We start from the raw sequence: 14,890 nt of genomic DNA, 5'->3' as shown, positions 1-14,890 counted from the left end.
GGATTCAGCGCCTTCCGAGCAGCAGCCGGGCGTCCCCGACCGTGAAGATCGAACCGGTCACCAGCACACCCGCGCCGGCGTACTCGTCCTCTTCCTCCGCGAGCGTGATCGCCGCCTCGATGGCGTCGTCCAGGCGCGGCTCGACGACCACCCGGTCCTCGCCGAAGACCTCCACGGCGATCGCCGCGAGCGCGTCCACGTCGGTCGCGCGGGGGCTGGAGTTCGCCGTGACGACGACCTCCGCGAAGATCGGCTCGAAGGCTTCCAGCAGGCCCTTGGCGTCCTTGTCGGCGCTGGTGCTCACCACGCCGATCAGCCGCGAGAACCCGAAGGCCTCGCTGATGCCCTCGGCCGTGGCCCGCGCACCCGCCGGGTTGTGCGCCGCGTCCAGGATCACCGTCGGGGAGCTGCGCACGACCTCCAGGCGGCCCGGCGAGGACACCGAGGCGAAGGCACGGCGGACCGTGTCGATGTCCAGGGTGCGGGCGTGCTCGGCGCCGATCCCGAAGAAGGCCTCGACCGCCGCGAGCGCGACCGCCGCGTTGTGCGCCTGGTGGGCGCCGTAGAGCGGCAGGAAGACGCTGTCGTACTCGCCGCCGAGCCCGCGCAGGGTCAGCAGCTGGCCGCCGACCGCGATCTCTCGGCTGACGATGCCGAACTCCATGCCCTCGCGGGCCACCGTCGCGTCGACCTCGACGGCCTTCTTCAGCATGACCTGCGCCGCGTCCACCGGCTGCTGGGCCAGGACCACCGTCGCGCCCTGCTTGATGACCCCGGCCTTCTCGCCGGCGATCGCACCGGGCGTGTCGCCGAGCCGGTCGGTGTGGTCGAGGTCGATCGGGGTGACGACCGCGACCGAGCCGTCGATGACGTTGGTGGCGTCCCAGGTGCCGCCCATGCCGACCTCGACGACCGCCACGTCCACCGGCGCGTCGGCGAAGGCCGCGTACGCCATCGCGGTCATGGCCTCGAAGAAGGAGAGCCGGAACTCCTCACGCGCGTCGACCAGCTCGATGTACGGCTTGATGTCCTGGTACGTCTCGATGAACCGCTCGGCGGAGATCGGGGCGCCGTCCAGGCTGATGCGCTCGGTGATCGTCTGCACGTGCGGCGAGGTGTAACGGCCGGTGCGCAGGTCGAACGCCGAGAGCAGCGCCTCGATCATCCGGGCCGTGGACGTCTTGCCGTTCGTGCCCGTGATGTGGATCGAGGGGTACGCGCGCTGCGGCTCACCGAGGACGTCCATCAGCGCGGCGATCCGCCGGACCGACGGCTCCAGCTTGGTCTCGCCCCAGCGGGTCGACAGCTCGGTCTCGACCTCGCGCAGCGCCTTGTCCACCTCCGGGTCGGAGGGCCGGGCGGGCACGGGGTCACCCTGGGGCGGACCGGCCTGCGCGCGCAGCGTGCGGCTGCCGGCCTCGATCACCGCCAGGTCGGGGTCACGGTCGGTCTCGGCATCGACGATGTCGTCGAACGGGTCGAACTCGTCGCGGGGCTCACTCACGGTCCCAGTCTACGGAGGCGTACCGACAGCACCGGCGACCCACCCCTTTCGGGACTTTCACCCCCACTGTCGCGGGGCCGGCCGGCGCCGACACCGGTGGGTCCTTCCGGACAGCGCTCCGGAAATACGTGTGGGGCCCGGGACCGACAGGTCCCGGGCCCCACACCCGTACTCACGCCTGCGGCAGTCGCTCCAGCTGCGCCTGGATGCGGGCGATGTCCTCGTCCGCCTTGGCGAGCCGGGTACGGATCTTCTCGACCACGTTGTCCGGCGCCTTGGCCAGGAACGCTTCGTTGCCGAGCTTCCCGTTCGCCTGCGCCTTCTCCTTCTCCGCGGCCGCCAGGTCCTTGGCCAGCCGCTTGCGCTCCGCCGCCACGTCGATCGTGCCGGACAGGTCGAGCGCGACCGTGGCCCCGGCGACCGGCAGGGAGGCGGTGGCCGAGAAGCCCTCGCCCTCCGGCTGCAGACGCAGCAGCTGACGGATGGCCGCCTCGTGCGGGGCGAGCTGCGTGCCGGTCAGGTCCAGGCGGGCCGGGACCTTCTGGCCGGGCTGCAGACCCTGGTCCGAGCGGAACCGGCGGACCTCGGTGACGACCTGCTGGACCAGTTCGATCTCGCGCTCGGCGGCCTCGTCACGGAAGCCCGAGTCGGTCGGCCAGTCCGCGATGACGACGGACTCCTTGCCGGTGAGCGTGGTCCAGAGCGTCTCGGTGACGAACGGGACGATCGGGTGCAGCAGGCGCAGCATGACGTCCAGGACCTCGCCGAGGACCCGGCCGGAGACCTTGGCCTGCTCGCCGCCCGCGAAGAACGTCGTCTTCGACAGCTCGACGTACCAGTCGAAGACCTCGTCCCACGCGAAGTGGTAGAGGGCGTCGGCGAGCTTCGCGAACTGGTAGTCGTCGTAGTACCCGTCGACCTCGGCGACCGTCTTGTTGAGACGGGAGAGGATCCAGCGGTCCGTCGCGGACATCTCCGACGCGTCGGGCAGCGGACCCTCGACCGTCGCGCCGTTCATCAGCGCGAAGCGGGTCGCGTTCCAGATCTTGTTGGCGAAGTTCCGGGACGCCTTGACCCAGTCCTCGCCGATCGGGACGTCGACACCCGGGTTGGCGCCGTTGGCCAGGGTGAAGCGGACGGCGTCGGAGCCGTACTCGTCCATCCAGTCCAGCGGGTTGACCGCGTTGCCGAAGGACTTCGACATCTTCTTGCCGAACTGGTCGCGGACCATGCCGTGCAGGGCGATGGTGTGGAACGGCGGGGTGCCGTCCATCGCGTACAGGCCGAACATCATCATCCGGGCGACCCAGAAGAAGAGGATGTCGTAGCCGGTGACCAGGACGGAGTTCGGGTAGAACTTCGCGAGGCTGTCGGTCCGCTCCGGCCAGCCGAGCGTGGAGAACGGCCACAGGCCGGAGGAGAACCAGGTGTCCAGGACGTCCGTGTCCTGGTGCCAGCCCTCGCCCGTCGGCGGCTGCTCGTCCGGTCCGACGCAGACGATCTCGCCGTTCGGGCCGTACCAGACCGGGATGCGGTGGCCCCACCACAGCTGGCGCGAGATGCACCAGTCGTGCAGGTTGTCGACCCAGTCGAAGTACCGCTTCTCCATCTCCTGGGGGTGGATCTTGACCCGGCCGTCGCGGACCGCGTCACCCGCGGCCTGGGCGAGCGGACCGACCTTGACCCACCACTGCATCGACAGGCGCGGCTCGATGGTGGTCTTGCAGCGCGAGCAGTGGCCGACGGAGTGGACGTACGGACGCTTCTCGGCGACGATCCGGCCCTCGGCGCGCAGCGCGGCGACGATGGCGGAGCGGGCCTCCAGGCGGTCCAGGCCCTGGAAGGGGCCGTGGGCGGTGATGACCGCGCGCTCGTCCATGACCGCGAGGTTCGGCAGGTTGTGGCGCTGACCGATCTCGAAGTCGTTCGGGTCGTGCGCCGGGGTCACCTTGACGGCGCCGGTGCCGAACTCGGGGTCGACGTGCTCGTCGGCGACGACCGGGATCCGGCGGCCGGTCAGCGGCAGCTCGATCTCGGTGCCGACGAGGTGGCGGTACCGCTCGTCGTCCGGGTGGACGGCGACGGCGGTGTCACCGAGCATCGTCTCAGCACGGGTCGTGGCGACGACGATCTCCGTGTCCCCGGAGCCGTACCGGATCGAGACGAGCTCGCCGTCGTCGTCCTGGTACTCGACCTCGATGTCCGAGATCGCCGTCAGACAGCGGGGGCACCAGTTGATGATGCGCTCGGCCCGGTAGATCAGCTCGTCGTCGTAGAGCTTCTTGAAGATGGTCTGGACGGCCTGGGACAGGCCCTCGTCCATGGTGAAGCGCTCACGGGACCAGGCGACACCGTCGCCCAGGCGCTTCATCTGGCCGGAGATCTGGCCCCCGGACTCGGCCTTCCACTGCCAGACCCGCTCGACGAAGGCCTCGCGGCCCAGGTCGTGGCGGGACTTGCCCTCCTTGGCGAGCTCACGCTCGACGACGTTCTGGGTCGCGATACCGGCGTGGTCCATGCCCGGCTGCCACAGCGTCTCGTAGCCCTGCATGCGCTTGCGGCGGGTGAGGGCGTCGATCAGCGTGTGCTCGAAGGCGTGGCCCAGGTGGAGCGAACCGGTGACGTTCGGCGGCGGGATGACGATGGTGTACGGCGGCTTGTCACTCTTCTCGTCCGCCTCGAAGTAACCGCGCTCTACCCAGCGCTCGTACAGCTTCCCCTCTACTTCGGCCGGCGCGTACTGGGTCGGCAGTTCGGGGTTGGCTGCTGGCTGCTGCTGAGTGTTCTCGGTCACGGGGTCAGTTTAGGGGTGCGGCGGGGTGGTCCTGAAACTCGATTGTTCGGTAACGGTGTGCCCCCCGCCGCCCCGGCACGACGGCGGTTCCGACAGGATGTCCGCTACGCATAAACATCCTGTGAGGGGAACCTGTCCATGAGCTACAACCAGCCGGGTCCGTACGGCGGTCAGCCCCAGCAGCCCGGGCCGTACGGTCAGCCGGGCCAGCCTGGTCCGTACGGGCAGCAGCCCGGTCCTTACGGCCAGCAGCCGCAGGCGCCCCAGCCCGGTTACGGCTACCCCCAGCAGGCGCCCCAGGGTGTGCCGCCGCAGCAGCCGCCCTACGGCTACCCCCAGCAGCCCCAGCAGCCGGGCCCGTACGGCCAGCAGCCCCCGTACGGCGCTCCCCAGGGCCCCGGCGGCTACCCGCCGCCCCCGCCGGCCCCGAAGAAGTCGAAGACCGGCCTGATCATCGGCGGTGCGGTCGTGGCGCTCGCGCTGATCGCCGGCGGCGCCTGGTACTTCACCGCCGGTGGCGGCGGTTCCTCGGTCGCGGACGACGGCCCGCACAAGCTGATCACCCCGGAGACGGTGCTCGGCGAGTACCAGAAGAAGCCCGGCACCGACGGCGCGGGCGACAAGGACTCCCTCAAGGAGGCCAAGCAGAACGGCGTCAAGAACGCCACGAACGTCAGCGCCGCTTACCAGGTGACGGACAAGGCGAACCCGCTCGGCAACAAGCTGATCTCCTTCAGCGGCCTCTACGGCGAGATCGACGACCCGGAGAAGGTGGTCGACAACGTCTTCGCCAGCATCAAGGCGGAGGCCGACAAGGACAAGGACAAGGCGGACGAGCCGCAACTGGTCGGCAGCCCGCAGGAGTACAAGCCGGCCGAGCTCGAGGGCGCGGTCCTCAAGTGCCAGCAGGCGAAGACCAAGGCCGACGCCGCCAGCTCGACACCGGCGTTCACCATGACGGTCTGCGTGTGGGCCGACCACAGCACCGTGGGCTTCGTGACGCCGATGGACATGGCCTCGATGGCCGCGGGCAAGGCAGGCAGCATGGAGGACGCCGCCGCCATCACCGCGAAGTTCCGCAAGGAGGTCCGCGTCAAGGTCTGAGCGCCGGAACGGACATGACGGAGGGGGTCCCGCCTTCGGGCGGGACCCCCTCCTGTTCGTCTGCCGTTCCGTGCGCCGTTCTCGGCTCAGGCCGACTTCTCGTGCCGTCCGTCGTTCTTCACGATCCGCGGCACCAGCGTCGGGTTGACGTTGTTGCGCACCACGTCCGCCGTGATGACCACGCGAGCCACGTCCTTGCGGGACGGGACCTCGTACATCACCGACATCAGGACCTCTTCCATGATGGCCCGCAGGCCACGCGCTCCCGTGCCGCGCAGGATCGCCTGGTCGGCGATGGCCTCCAGGGCCGGGCGGTCGAAGTCCAGCTCCACGCCGTCGAGTTCGAAGAGGCGCTGGTACTGCTTGACCAGTGCGTTGCGCGGCTCGACGAGGATCTTGAGCAGGGCCTCGCGGTCGAGGTTGTGGACCGAGGTGATGACCGGCAGACGGCCGATGAACTCCGGGATCATCCCGAACTTCACCAGGTCCTCCGGCATGACCTCCTGGAACTGGTCGCTCGCCTCGATCTCGCGCTTGGAGCGGATCGTCGCCCCGAAGCCGATGCCCTTCGCACCCGCCCGCGACTCGATGATCTTCTCCAGGCCGGCGAAGGCGCCGCCCACGATGAAGAGCACGTTCGTCGTGTCGATCTGGATGAACTCCTGGTGCGGGTGCTTCCGTCCGCCCTGCGGCGGCACGGAGGCCGTGGTGCCCTCCAGGATCTTCAGCAGGGCCTGCTGCACGCCCTCGCCGGAGACATCGCGGGTGATCGACGGGTTTTCGCTCTTACGGGCGACCTTGTCGATCTCGTCGATGTAGATGATCCCGGTCTCGGCCTTCTTGACGTCGTAGTCGGCCGCCTGGATCAGCTTGAGCAGGATGTTCTCGACGTCCTCGCCGACATAGCCGGCCTCCGTCAGCGCCGTCGCGTCCGCGATGGCGAACGGGACGTTGAGCATCCGGGCCAGGGTCTGCGCGAGCAGCGTCTTGCCGGACCCGGTGGGGCCGAGCAGCAGGATGTTGGACTTCGCCAGTTCGATGGCGTCGTCCCGTCCCGCGCCGCCGCCGTTCTCGCCGGCCTGGACGCGCTTGTAGTGGTTGTACACCGCGACCGAGAGGGCCTTCTTCGCGGGCTCCTGCCCGACGACGTACCCCTCGAGGAACTCGTAGATCTCGCGGGGCTTCGGGAGCTCCTCCCACCGCACCTCGCTCGTCTCGGCGAGTTCCTCCTCGATGATCTCGTTGCAGAGGTCGATGCACTCATCGCAGATGTACACACCGGGTCCTGCGATGAGCTTCTTCACCTGCTTCTGGCTCTTTCCGCAGAACGAGCACTTGAGCAGGTCGCCGCCATCACCGATGCGTGCCACGAGGTGCTTCCCCTTCGCCTGGGAGTGCTTGGTTCAGCGACTCCTGGTGCCTCATATTCGACGGTACCTTGCCGGGCCCCCCGTTCGGGCCCCCCTTGGCACGGTTCACATGAACGGGAATGCGCCATGGCGCCATGATTCCCACCCTGTTCCCCGTGCCAGGGGAAGGTCGAGCGTCAGGCTGCCGCGGCGGCCGTGCTCTTGCGGGTCGAGACGATCTGGTCGACGAGACCGTACGCCAGGGCGTCCTCGGCGGTCAGGATCTTGTCGCGCTCGATGTCGTCGCGGATCTTCTCGATCGGCGTCGAGGAGTGCTTGGCCAGCATCTCTTCCAGCTGGGTGCGCATCCGCAGGATCTCGTTGGCCGCGATCTCCAGGTCGGAGAGCTGCTCACGGCCGGTGCCGCCCGAGGGCTGGTGGATCAGCACGCGGGCGTTCGGCAGGGCCATCCGCTTGCCGGGCGTACCCGCGGCGAGCAGCACGGCCGCGGCGGAGGCCGCCTGGCCCATGCAGACCGTCTGGATGTCCGGCTTCACGAACTGCATGGTGTCGTAGATGGCGGTCAGCGCGGTGAAGGAGCCACCGGGGCTGTTGATGTAGATCGAGATGTCGCGGTCGGGGTCCATCGACTCCAGGCACAGCAGCTGGGCCATGACGTCGTTGGCGGAGGCGTCGTCGATCTGCACGCCGAGGAAGATCACGCGCTCCTCGAAGAGCTTGGCGTACGGGTCGTACTCGCGCACGCCCTGCGAGGTGCGCTCGACGAAGCGCGGGACGACGTACCGGTTGTCCACCTGGGGGCCGGTGTAGAGGCCGCTCGCGGAGAAGGTCGGGGGCATCGCGTTCATGGGGTTGTTCACCATCCTGGTGGCGTTCAGCGGGGCTTTGGCTTCGGTGCGGTAGGGCCTCGGGCGCTCAGGCGCCCGTGCCGCCGCCGCCCGGAACGCCCGAAGCGGCAGAGATGATCTCGTCGATGAGGCCGTACTCCTTGGCCTCCTCCGCGGTGAACCAGCGGTCGCGGTCGCCGTCGCGGATGATCGCCTCGACGGTCTGACCGGAATGCAGCGCGGTGATCTCGGCCATGCGCCTCTTGGTACGAAGGAGGTACTCGGCCTGGATCTTGATGTCCGAGGCCGTACCACCGATGCCGGCGGAGCCCTGGTGCATCAGGATGTCGGTGTTCGGCAGCGCGAAGCGCTTGCCGTCGGCGCCGCCGGTCAGCAGGAACTGGCCCATGGAGGCCGCCATGCCCATACCGATGGTGACGACGTCGTTGGGGATGTACTGCATGGTGTCGTAGATGGCCATGCCGGCCGTCACCGAGCCACCGGGGCTGTTGATGTACAGGTAGATGTCCTTGTCCGGATCGGCGGCAAGGAGCAGCATCTGCGCGGTGATCTTGTTGGCGATCTCGTCGTCGACCTGCTGGCCGAGGAAGATGATGCGCTCGCCGAGCAGCCGGTTGTAGACATGGTCGCCGAGGCCGCCACCGATGGACGGCTCACCCGCGGCGTAAGGCATCAGATTCGTCACGTATCCACCTGCTCGTCTCTGACGGCTCCGGCCGTCTCAGCGTCTCTCGTACTGGGGACGGGGTACGACCCTGCCCTCGTATTCATGGACCCTAACGCGCAGGTAGGACAACACCATCCCGCTTCCCGAACTGTTCGCTGGGAGCGCAAGGTAGTTGAGGGCGGGGCCGGGTCCGCGCGCATACGTCCACGGGCCCGGGCGCACCGCAGTGCGACCGGGCCCGTGGACCGGGTTCAGCGCGAGGCTCAGGCCTCGTTCTTCTCCTCGGCGTCGCCGGTGACGGCCTCGACCGCCTCGGCGGCGGCCTCGACCTCGTCCTCGTCGTCCTCGAGGTCGACGGTCTCACCGTTGGTGTCGACGACCTTGGCGGCCTCGACGACGACCGCGAGGGCCTTGCCGCGGGCGACCTCGCCGACGAGCATCGGCACCTGGCCACCCTCGACGACGGCCTGGGCGAACTGGTCGGGGCTCATGCCGGAGGAGGCGGCGCGGCGCATGAGGTGCTCGGTGAGCTCCTCCTGGCTGACGTTGAGCTTCTCCTTGTTGACGAGCTCATCGAGGACGAACTGCGTCTTGATGCCCTTCTCGGCCTGCTCCTTGGTCTCCGCCAGGAACTCTTCCTCGGTCTTGCCCTGGATCTCCAGGTACTTCTCGAGGGTCAGGCCCATCTGGCCGAGCTGGTGGTGCTCCAGGTTGTGCTTGCGGGTGTTGATCTCGTCCTCGAGGAGCTTCTCGGGGATCGGGACCTCCGCCAGCTTCAGCAGCTCGTCGAGGACGCGCTCCTGGGCCTGGGTGGCCTGGTCGAACTGCTTCATGTTCTCGAGGCGCTTGCGGCTGTCGGCCTTGAGCTCGTCGAGGGTGTCGAACTCCGACGCGAGCTGCGCGAAGTCGTCGTCCAGCTCGGGGAGCTCACGGGCGGCGACGGCGGTGACCTTGACGGTGACCTCGGCGTCCTTGCCCTCGGCGGAGCCGCCCTTCAGCTGCGAGGTGAAGGTGGCCTCGCCGCCGGCCTCCAGGCCGGTCACGGCCTCGTCGATGCCGTCGAGGAGCTCGCCGGAACCGATGGTGTACGAGACGCCCTGGGCGACACCGTCGGGCAGGACCTCGCCGTCGACCTTGGCCTCGAGGTCGATGGTGACGACGTCACCGTCGGCGGCGGGGCGCTCGACCGGGTTGGTGGAGGCGAAGCGCTCGCGCAGCTGCTCGACGGACTTCTCGACGTCCTCGTCGGTGACCTCGACCGCGTCGACGGTGACCTCGATGCCGGAGTAGTCCGGGATCTCGATCGTCGGGCGGATGTCGACCTCGGCGGTGAAGGCCAGCAGCTCGCCGTCCTTCAGCTCGGTGATGTCGACCTCGGGCTGGCCCAGCGGGTTGACCTCGGCCTCGTTCACGGCCTCGGTGTAGAACTTCGGGAGCGCGTCGTTGACGGCCTCCTCCAGCACCGCACCACGGCCGAACCGCTGGTCGATCACACGAGCCGGGATCTTGCCCTTGCGGAAGCCCTTGACCGTGACCTGCTGGTTGATCTTCTTGTACGCCGCGTCGAGGCTGTCCTTGAGCTCCTCGAAGGGCACCTCGACAGTGAGCCGAACCCGGGTCGGGTTCAGGGTCTCCACGGCGCTCTTCACGGTTCGGTCTCCTTGGTGGCTGATTCTTGGATTCTGCCGAGGCCGCTTGTCGGCGGTTCCGGCCGATCGGCCCCGGTCAGAGAGACACACGGGCACGCAGCTTGCATAGTAACCGCATGCGGGACGCGGCCTACAACGCGATCTTGTATTCCGCGTCCGTCGACGAAGTGGTCGGGGTGGCGGGATTTGAACCCACGGCCTTCCGCTCCCAAAGCGGACGCGCTACCAAGCTGCGCCACACCCCGTCGGTGCGACACGTAGGGTACATGCACGGAGACAGTGCGACGCCCCCGTTTCCGAGGGGCGTGCGGGAACCGCCCATGACCCGCTACGATGCTGTCCGTGCCGCGGCCCACGTGACCTGCGGCGCGACCTGTGCGGGCGTAGCTCAATGGTAGAGCCCTAGTCTTCCAAACTAGCTACGCGGGTTCGATTCCCGTCGCCCGCTCCACGGCCTCCGGCCCGGCCCCTTCCGAGGGACCGGGCCGGAGGTTTTTTCACGCGCCCGTGTCCGTCCCCCTGGTCAGAGGCCCCCGCCGCTGAGTGGGCGTCTCCTTCTTCCGACGCGCTCCGGCGCGTTCACGGGCCTCCGCCGGTGTCGGCGGGGGCCCGTCGTCGGTTCGCCGGGCTCAGAACTTGATGGAGCCGACGGTCTGCGTTATCGAGTCGAGGAAGCGCTGGATGTCGTCGGCCATGCCCGTGGAGGCGAGGAAGAAGCCGAAGAGCACCGCGACGACGGCCGGGCCGCCCTTGAGGTTTCCACCGCGGATCAGCACCACCAGGATGATTGCCAACAGCAACACCACAGACAGTGAAATGGCCACAACTGATCACACCCTCGGTCGGTCCCGCCTTGCCCACCGGGGTGCACGTCGCACCGCACCCCCCGCTGCATCCATCGTGCCATCAACCCCCTTGCCCATGCTGGGTTGTGACGAACCGTCGTGCCCAAGATCACGCCGATCCGGCGCGGCCGGGCACCTCAGCGGCGGCTGATCAGGAGCAGGGCGCGGTCGTCGTTGACGTCCTTCGCACAGGCTTCGATCAGGTGCCAGGCCGCGCCCTCGAAGCCGGAGGCGACGTAGCGGTCGGCCTCGCCGGTCAGGCGGTCGATGCCCTCGGCGATGTCCCGGTCCGCGGACTCCACGAGCCCGTCGGTGAAGAGCATCAGCACGTCACCGGGGAGGAGCGAGCCCTTGACGGGGTGGAATTCCGCGCCGTCGTAGACGCCGAGGAGCGGGCCCTCGCCGCTCTTCTCCTCCCAGCGTCCGCTGCCCGCGTGGAGCTGGAGTGCGGGCAGGTGGCCGGCGGAGAGCAGTTCGTAGTCCCCCGACTCCAGGTCGAGGACGAGGTGGATCGAGGTGGCGAAGCCCTCGTCCCAGTCCTGGCGGAGCAGATAGCCGTTGGCGGCCGGGAGGAAGGCGTGCGGCGGCAGCGAGCCGAGCAGGCCGCCGAAGGCGCCGGAGAGCAGCAGGGCGCGGGAGCCCGCGTCCATGCCCTTGCCGGAGACGTCCGTGAGGAGGACCTCCAGCGTCCGGCCGCCGTTCGTACGGGCCGCGACGACGAAGTCGCCGGAGAAGGACTGGCCGCCGGCCGGGCGCAGCGCCATCTCGCGGTGCCAGCCCTGCGGAAGCCGGGGCAGGGCGCTCTGGACCCGGATGCGTTCGCGCAGGTCGAAGAGCATGGTTCCGCCGCGCCGCCAGGGCACGCCGACCCGGGCCCGGAACTGGGCGATGAGCAGTCCGAAGAGTCCGCAGGCCGCGACCACCAGGACCGTTCCGGGCGTGACCCGGGCCGGGCCCTGCGTGTACGGGCCGAGGACGACCGACTCGACGATCAGGGCGCCGGCGGCCGTCGCGTACAGACCGAGCAGGCTCGCGGGGCGGAGCAGCAGCCCGCCGGCCACGATCGGCAGGACGAGCGCGGCGGGCGAGCACCACACCGGATTGGTGAGCGTTCCCCAGGTGATCGCGGGGATGGTGAGCAGCAGACCGGCGAAGGCGACCCAGTCGGAGCCCTCACCGCGGAAGTAGTCGACACCGGATCTGCGCAGCGCGATGCGCGCCCGCTGTGCGCTCTTGCGCATCCGGGCCGTGTACGAGGCGACGCCCGCGCGATTTCCCATTGGCCTGGACCCTATCGATCCGGTCGGACCTCGCGCAGGGGCCCCCTGAGACATTGCGCGGGAAATCGGGTCGCGTCGGTCCGGTCCGCGCTGATATCGATGGCATATGACGACGGAACTTCGGGTGCTCGACCCCGGCGAGTGGGACGACTGGTACGGGACTCTGGAGCTCGCGTTCGGCGGTGTCCCGGACGCCCCCGAGGAGCGGAACCTCTGGCGGGAACTGACCGAGCACGACCGTTCGATCGGTGTATGGGACGGCGAGCGCTGTGTCGGTACGGCGGGGGCGTTCACGTTCCGGCTGTCCGTACCGGGCGGGGCGATCGTGCCGACGGCCGGCGTCACGATGGTGGGTGTGGCCGCGACGCACCGGCGGCGCGGGATCCTCACCTCGATGATGCGGCGTCAGCTGGACGACGTACGGGCGGGGGGCGAGCCGCTGGCCGTTCTGACGGCCTCGGAGCCGGAGATCTACGGACGGTTCGGTTACGGCATCGGTGCGTACGCGACCCGGGCGGTGATCGACACGACCCGGGTGCGGCTTTCGGTGCCGGACGGCACGGACGAAGTGGTGCTGCGGCAGGCCGATCCGGCGAAGTCCACGGCGGAGCGCGAGGCGGTGTACGCGCGCCGGGTCCCGGCGCGGCCGGGAATGCCGGCCCGGCAGCCGGGGTGGGAGCGCTTGCCGCTCCTCGATCCGGAGGGGGAGCGGGGCGGCGCGTCGCCGCGGCAGTGCGTGCTGGCGGAGCGGGACGGGGAGGTCGTCGGGTACGCGCTGTACGCGGTCAAGCCGGAGTGGTCCTACACCGGGGCCGAGGGCAGTGTGCTGCTGAAGGACCTGGAGGCGCTGGACCCGGTGGCGGAGGCGGCGCTGTGGCGGTTCCTCTGCTCGATCGACCTGACCTCGTCCGTCCGGATCCACAGCAGGCCGGTGGACGACGGATGGCAGCACCTGGTGAGCGACATCCGGCGCTGCGCGCCGACCCAGCGGGACGGGTTGCACGTGCGTCTGGTGGACGTGGGCGCGGCGCTGGAGGCGCGGAGCTATCAGGCGCCGGTGGACATGGTGTTCGAGGTCGCTGACGCGTTCTGTCCGTGGAACGAGGGGCGTTGGCGGCTGACGGGCGGCAGGGAGGGCGCGACGTGCACCCGTACGGAGGAGGCGGCGGAGCTGGCTCTGTCGGTACGGGAGTTGGGGGCGGCGTACCTGGGCGGTGTGGGCCTGACCTCGCTGGCCGCGGCGGGTCGTGTGCGGGAGTTGAGGGCCGGGGCCCTGCTGGAGGCGTCCGTGGCGTTCGGGTCGCCGGTCGCCCCGTGGCTGCCCCACGGCTTCTAGCCGGAGGCTCTACGCCTGTTGGCAGCCCGGGCACCAGAAGAGGTTGCGGGCGGAGAGTGGGGCGGTGCGGATCTCGGTGGCACAGATGTGGCAGGGCTGGTGGGCCCGGCGGTAGACGTAGACCTCGCCGCCGTGGTCGTCCACGCGCGGGGGGCGGCCCATCGCCTCGGGGGTGTGCTCGGGGCGGACCGTGTCGATGCGGTTGAGGCGGACACCCTCCCGCATCAGGGCGGCCAGGTCCGTCCAGATCGCCCGCCACTCCCCCAACGTCAGGTCCCTGCCCGGGCGGTACGGGTCGATGCCGTGCCGGAAGAGGACCTCGGCGCGGTAGACGTTGCCGACGCCCGCGACGATCTTCTGATCCATGAGCAGGGCCGCGATCGTCGTGCGGGACTTCGATATCCGGCGCCACGCCTTGTCCGGGTCGTCGCCGTCCCGGAGCGGGTCGGGGCCGAGGCGGTCGTGGATCGCGCGCTTCTCGGCGTCCGTGACGAGGGCGCACGTGGTGGGGCCGCGCAGGTCGACGTACGACTCCGCGTTGGCGAGCCGCAGCCGCACGGTGTCGGTGGGCGGGGGCGCCGGGGCGTCGCCGAAGTCCACCTTGCCGAAGAGGCCCAGGTGGATGTGGACCCACTCCCCTCCGAGGCCGCCGAAGCCGAGGAAGAGGTGCTTGCCGTGGGCCTCGGTGGTCTCCAGGACCGTGCCGTCGAGCAGGGCCGCCGAGTCCGCGAACTTGCCCTGCGGGCTGGAGGCACGCACAGGCCGGCCGCCGAACCGTTCCCGGTGGTCGGCGGCCAGTCGGTGGATCGTGTGCCCCTCGGGCATCAGGCGGTCGGCTCCTGCGGGTGGTGGGCCGGGACCGCGGGGAGCTCGCCGGTCGTCTCGTACGCCGAGAGCATGTCGATCCGGCGGGTGTGACGCTCGTCACCGGAGTACGGGGTGCTGAGGAAGATCTCGACGAACTTCGTCGCCTCCTCCCGCGTGTGCATCCGGCCGCCGATGGAGACGACGTTGGCGTTGTTGTGCTCGCGGCCGAGGGCGGCGGTCTGCTCGCTCCAGGCGAGGGCCGCGCGCACCCCCTTCACCTTGTTCGCGGCGATCTGCTCGCCGTTGCCGGAGCCGCCGATGACGATGCCCAGGCTGTCGGGGTCCGCGGCCGTCTTCTCCGCGGCGCGCAGGCAGAACGGCGGGTAGTCGTCCAGGGCGTCGTAGATGTGGGGACCGCAGTCGACGGGCTCGTGGCCATGGGCCTTCAGCCACTCGACGAGGTGGTTCTTGAGTTCGAAGCCGGCATGGTCGGAGCCGAGGTACACGCGCATGGTTCCGAGTGTGGCACGACCGGCGCGGGGTATCGGTCAGCGGGGTCGGGACCTTCGTCCGTATCAGTGGGGGCCTTTCGCCCATACGCAACGATCCGGAATCAGGTCTTCCGATCAACCGGGCACCCGGTGTTGAATGCTCGGGCTCGCGACCCGAGCGCCCCCCAGACGTAA

At 69.5% G+C, this 14,890-nt stretch carries 12 protein-coding genes and 2 tRNA genes; 3 read left to right on the top strand and 11 right to left on the bottom strand.

Annotated elements, in window-relative coordinates; translation table 11 throughout:
• Positions 1-4: 4 nt before the first annotated feature.
• Entirely contained in the window at positions 5-1,504 is a 1,500-nt protein-coding gene (gene folC, locus IE136_RS29935; RefSeq protein WP_189601877.1) for a bifunctional tetrahydrofolate synthase/dihydrofolate synthase, read from the bottom strand.
• A gap of 172 nt (positions 1,505-1,676) precedes the next feature.
• Positions 1,677-4,298: a valine--tRNA ligase gene (locus tag IE136_RS29930; RefSeq protein ID WP_158987282.1), complete on the bottom strand. Its 2,622-nt coding sequence runs from the start codon at positions 4,296-4,298 to the stop codon at positions 1,677-1,679.
• A gap of 138 nt (positions 4,299-4,436) precedes the next feature.
• On the opposite strand from IE136_RS29930, the gene IE136_RS29925 reads away from it, so the two are divergent.
• Complete coding sequence (locus IE136_RS29925; protein WP_158987284.1) at positions 4,437-5,402, top strand: sulfur globule family protein; 966 nt, start codon at positions 4,437-4,439, stop codon at positions 5,400-5,402.
• Between the two features lie 86 nt (positions 5,403-5,488).
• Here the strand turns inward: IE136_RS29925 and clpX are convergent, their stop codons facing one another.
• From clpX to IE136_RS29900, 5 genes are all read right to left on the bottom strand, one after another.
• Positions 5,489-6,772 carry an ATP-dependent Clp protease ATP-binding subunit ClpX gene (clpX, locus tag IE136_RS29920; RefSeq protein WP_158987286.1) on the bottom strand — a complete coding sequence of 428 codons (1,284 nt, stop codon included), beginning with the start codon at positions 6,770-6,772 and terminating at the stop codon, positions 5,489-5,491.
• A gap of 176 nt (positions 6,773-6,948) precedes the next feature.
• On the bottom strand, positions 6,949-7,635 hold the full coding sequence (locus tag IE136_RS29915) for an ATP-dependent Clp protease proteolytic subunit (RefSeq protein ID WP_373309179.1): 687 nt from the start codon (positions 7,633-7,635) through the stop codon (positions 6,949-6,951).
• 52 nt (positions 7,636-7,687) lie between these two features.
• Positions 7,688-8,293, bottom strand: coding sequence for an ATP-dependent Clp protease proteolytic subunit (locus tag IE136_RS29910; RefSeq protein WP_158994269.1), 606 nt, complete (start codon positions 8,291-8,293; stop codon positions 7,688-7,690).
• A 257-nt stretch (positions 8,294-8,550) separates the two neighbouring features.
• Positions 8,551-9,936, bottom strand: a complete 1,386-nt coding sequence (gene tig / locus IE136_RS29905; RefSeq protein ID WP_158987290.1) for a trigger factor — start codon at positions 9,934-9,936, stop codon at positions 8,551-8,553.
• A 168-nt stretch (positions 9,937-10,104) separates the two neighbouring features.
• A tRNA-Pro gene (locus tag IE136_RS29900) sits at positions 10,105-10,181 on the bottom strand.
• A 132-nt stretch (positions 10,182-10,313) separates the two neighbouring features.
• On the opposite strand from IE136_RS29900, the gene IE136_RS29895 reads away from it, so the two are divergent.
• Positions 10,314-10,387: transfer RNA gene (locus tag IE136_RS29895), tRNA-Gly, on the top strand.
• Between the two features lie 178 nt (positions 10,388-10,565).
• On the opposite strand, the gene IE136_RS29890 is transcribed toward IE136_RS29895, so the two are convergent.
• Entirely contained in the window at positions 10,566-10,760 is a 195-nt protein-coding gene (locus IE136_RS29890) for a hypothetical protein (protein WP_030684996.1), read from the bottom strand.
• A 158-nt stretch (positions 10,761-10,918) separates the two neighbouring features.
• On the bottom strand, positions 10,919-12,061 hold the full coding sequence (locus IE136_RS29885; RefSeq protein WP_158987292.1) for a PP2C family protein-serine/threonine phosphatase: 1,143 nt from the start codon (positions 12,059-12,061) through the stop codon (positions 10,919-10,921).
• 106 nt (positions 12,062-12,167) lie between these two features.
• Between IE136_RS29885 and IE136_RS29880 the strand changes: the two genes are divergently transcribed.
• Complete coding sequence (locus tag IE136_RS29880; RefSeq protein WP_189601876.1) at positions 12,168-13,397, top strand: GNAT family N-acetyltransferase; 1,230 nt, start codon at positions 12,168-12,170, stop codon at positions 13,395-13,397.
• A gap of 9 nt (positions 13,398-13,406) precedes the next feature.
• Here the strand turns inward: IE136_RS29880 and IE136_RS29875 are convergent, their stop codons facing one another.
• A complete protein-coding gene (locus IE136_RS29875; protein WP_189601875.1) occupies positions 13,407-14,222 on the bottom strand; it encodes an Fpg/Nei family DNA glycosylase in 816 nt (271 codons plus the stop codon).
• Positions 14,222-14,716 carry a ribose-5-phosphate isomerase gene (locus IE136_RS29870; protein ID WP_189601874.1) on the bottom strand — a complete coding sequence of 165 codons (495 nt, stop codon included), beginning with the start codon at positions 14,714-14,716 and terminating at the stop codon, positions 14,222-14,224. Before IE136_RS29870 ends, IE136_RS29875 begins: the two co-directional genes overlap by 1 nt.
• Positions 14,717-14,890: the final 174 nt, after the last annotated feature.

It is taken from the genome of Streptomyces lateritius (genome assembly GCF_014649715.1).
GTDB classification, from domain to species: Bacteria; Actinomycetota; Actinomycetes; order Streptomycetales; family Streptomycetaceae; genus Streptomyces; species Streptomyces lateritius.
This window is presented reverse-complemented; position numbering and strand designations above follow the sequence as displayed.

Coding starts and splice junctions, on each gene's coding strand:
- IE136_RS29880 (WP_189601876.1), top strand. CDS start 12,168: ATGACGACGGAACTTCGGGTGCTCGACCCCGGCGAGTGGGACGACTGG.
- IE136_RS29925 (WP_158987284.1), top strand. CDS start 4,437: ATGAGCTACAACCAGCCGGGTCCGTACGGCGGTCAGCCCCAGCAGCCC.
- IE136_RS29870 (WP_189601874.1), bottom strand. CDS start 14,716: ATGCGCGTGTACCTCGGCTCCGACCATGCCGGCTTCGAACTCAAGAAC.
- IE136_RS29885 (WP_158987292.1), bottom strand. CDS start 12,061: ATGGGAAATCGCGCGGGCGTCGCCTCGTACACGGCCCGGATGCGCAAG.
- IE136_RS29875 (WP_189601875.1), bottom strand. CDS start 14,222: ATGCCCGAGGGGCACACGATCCACCGACTGGCCGCCGACCACCGGGAA.
- IE136_RS29910 (WP_158994269.1), bottom strand. CDS start 8,293: ATGCCTTACGCCGCGGGTGAGCCGTCCATCGGTGGCGGCCTCGGCGAC.
- IE136_RS29915 (WP_373309179.1), bottom strand. CDS start 7,635: ATGGTGAACAACCCCATGAACGCGATGCCCCCGACCTTCTCCGCGAGC.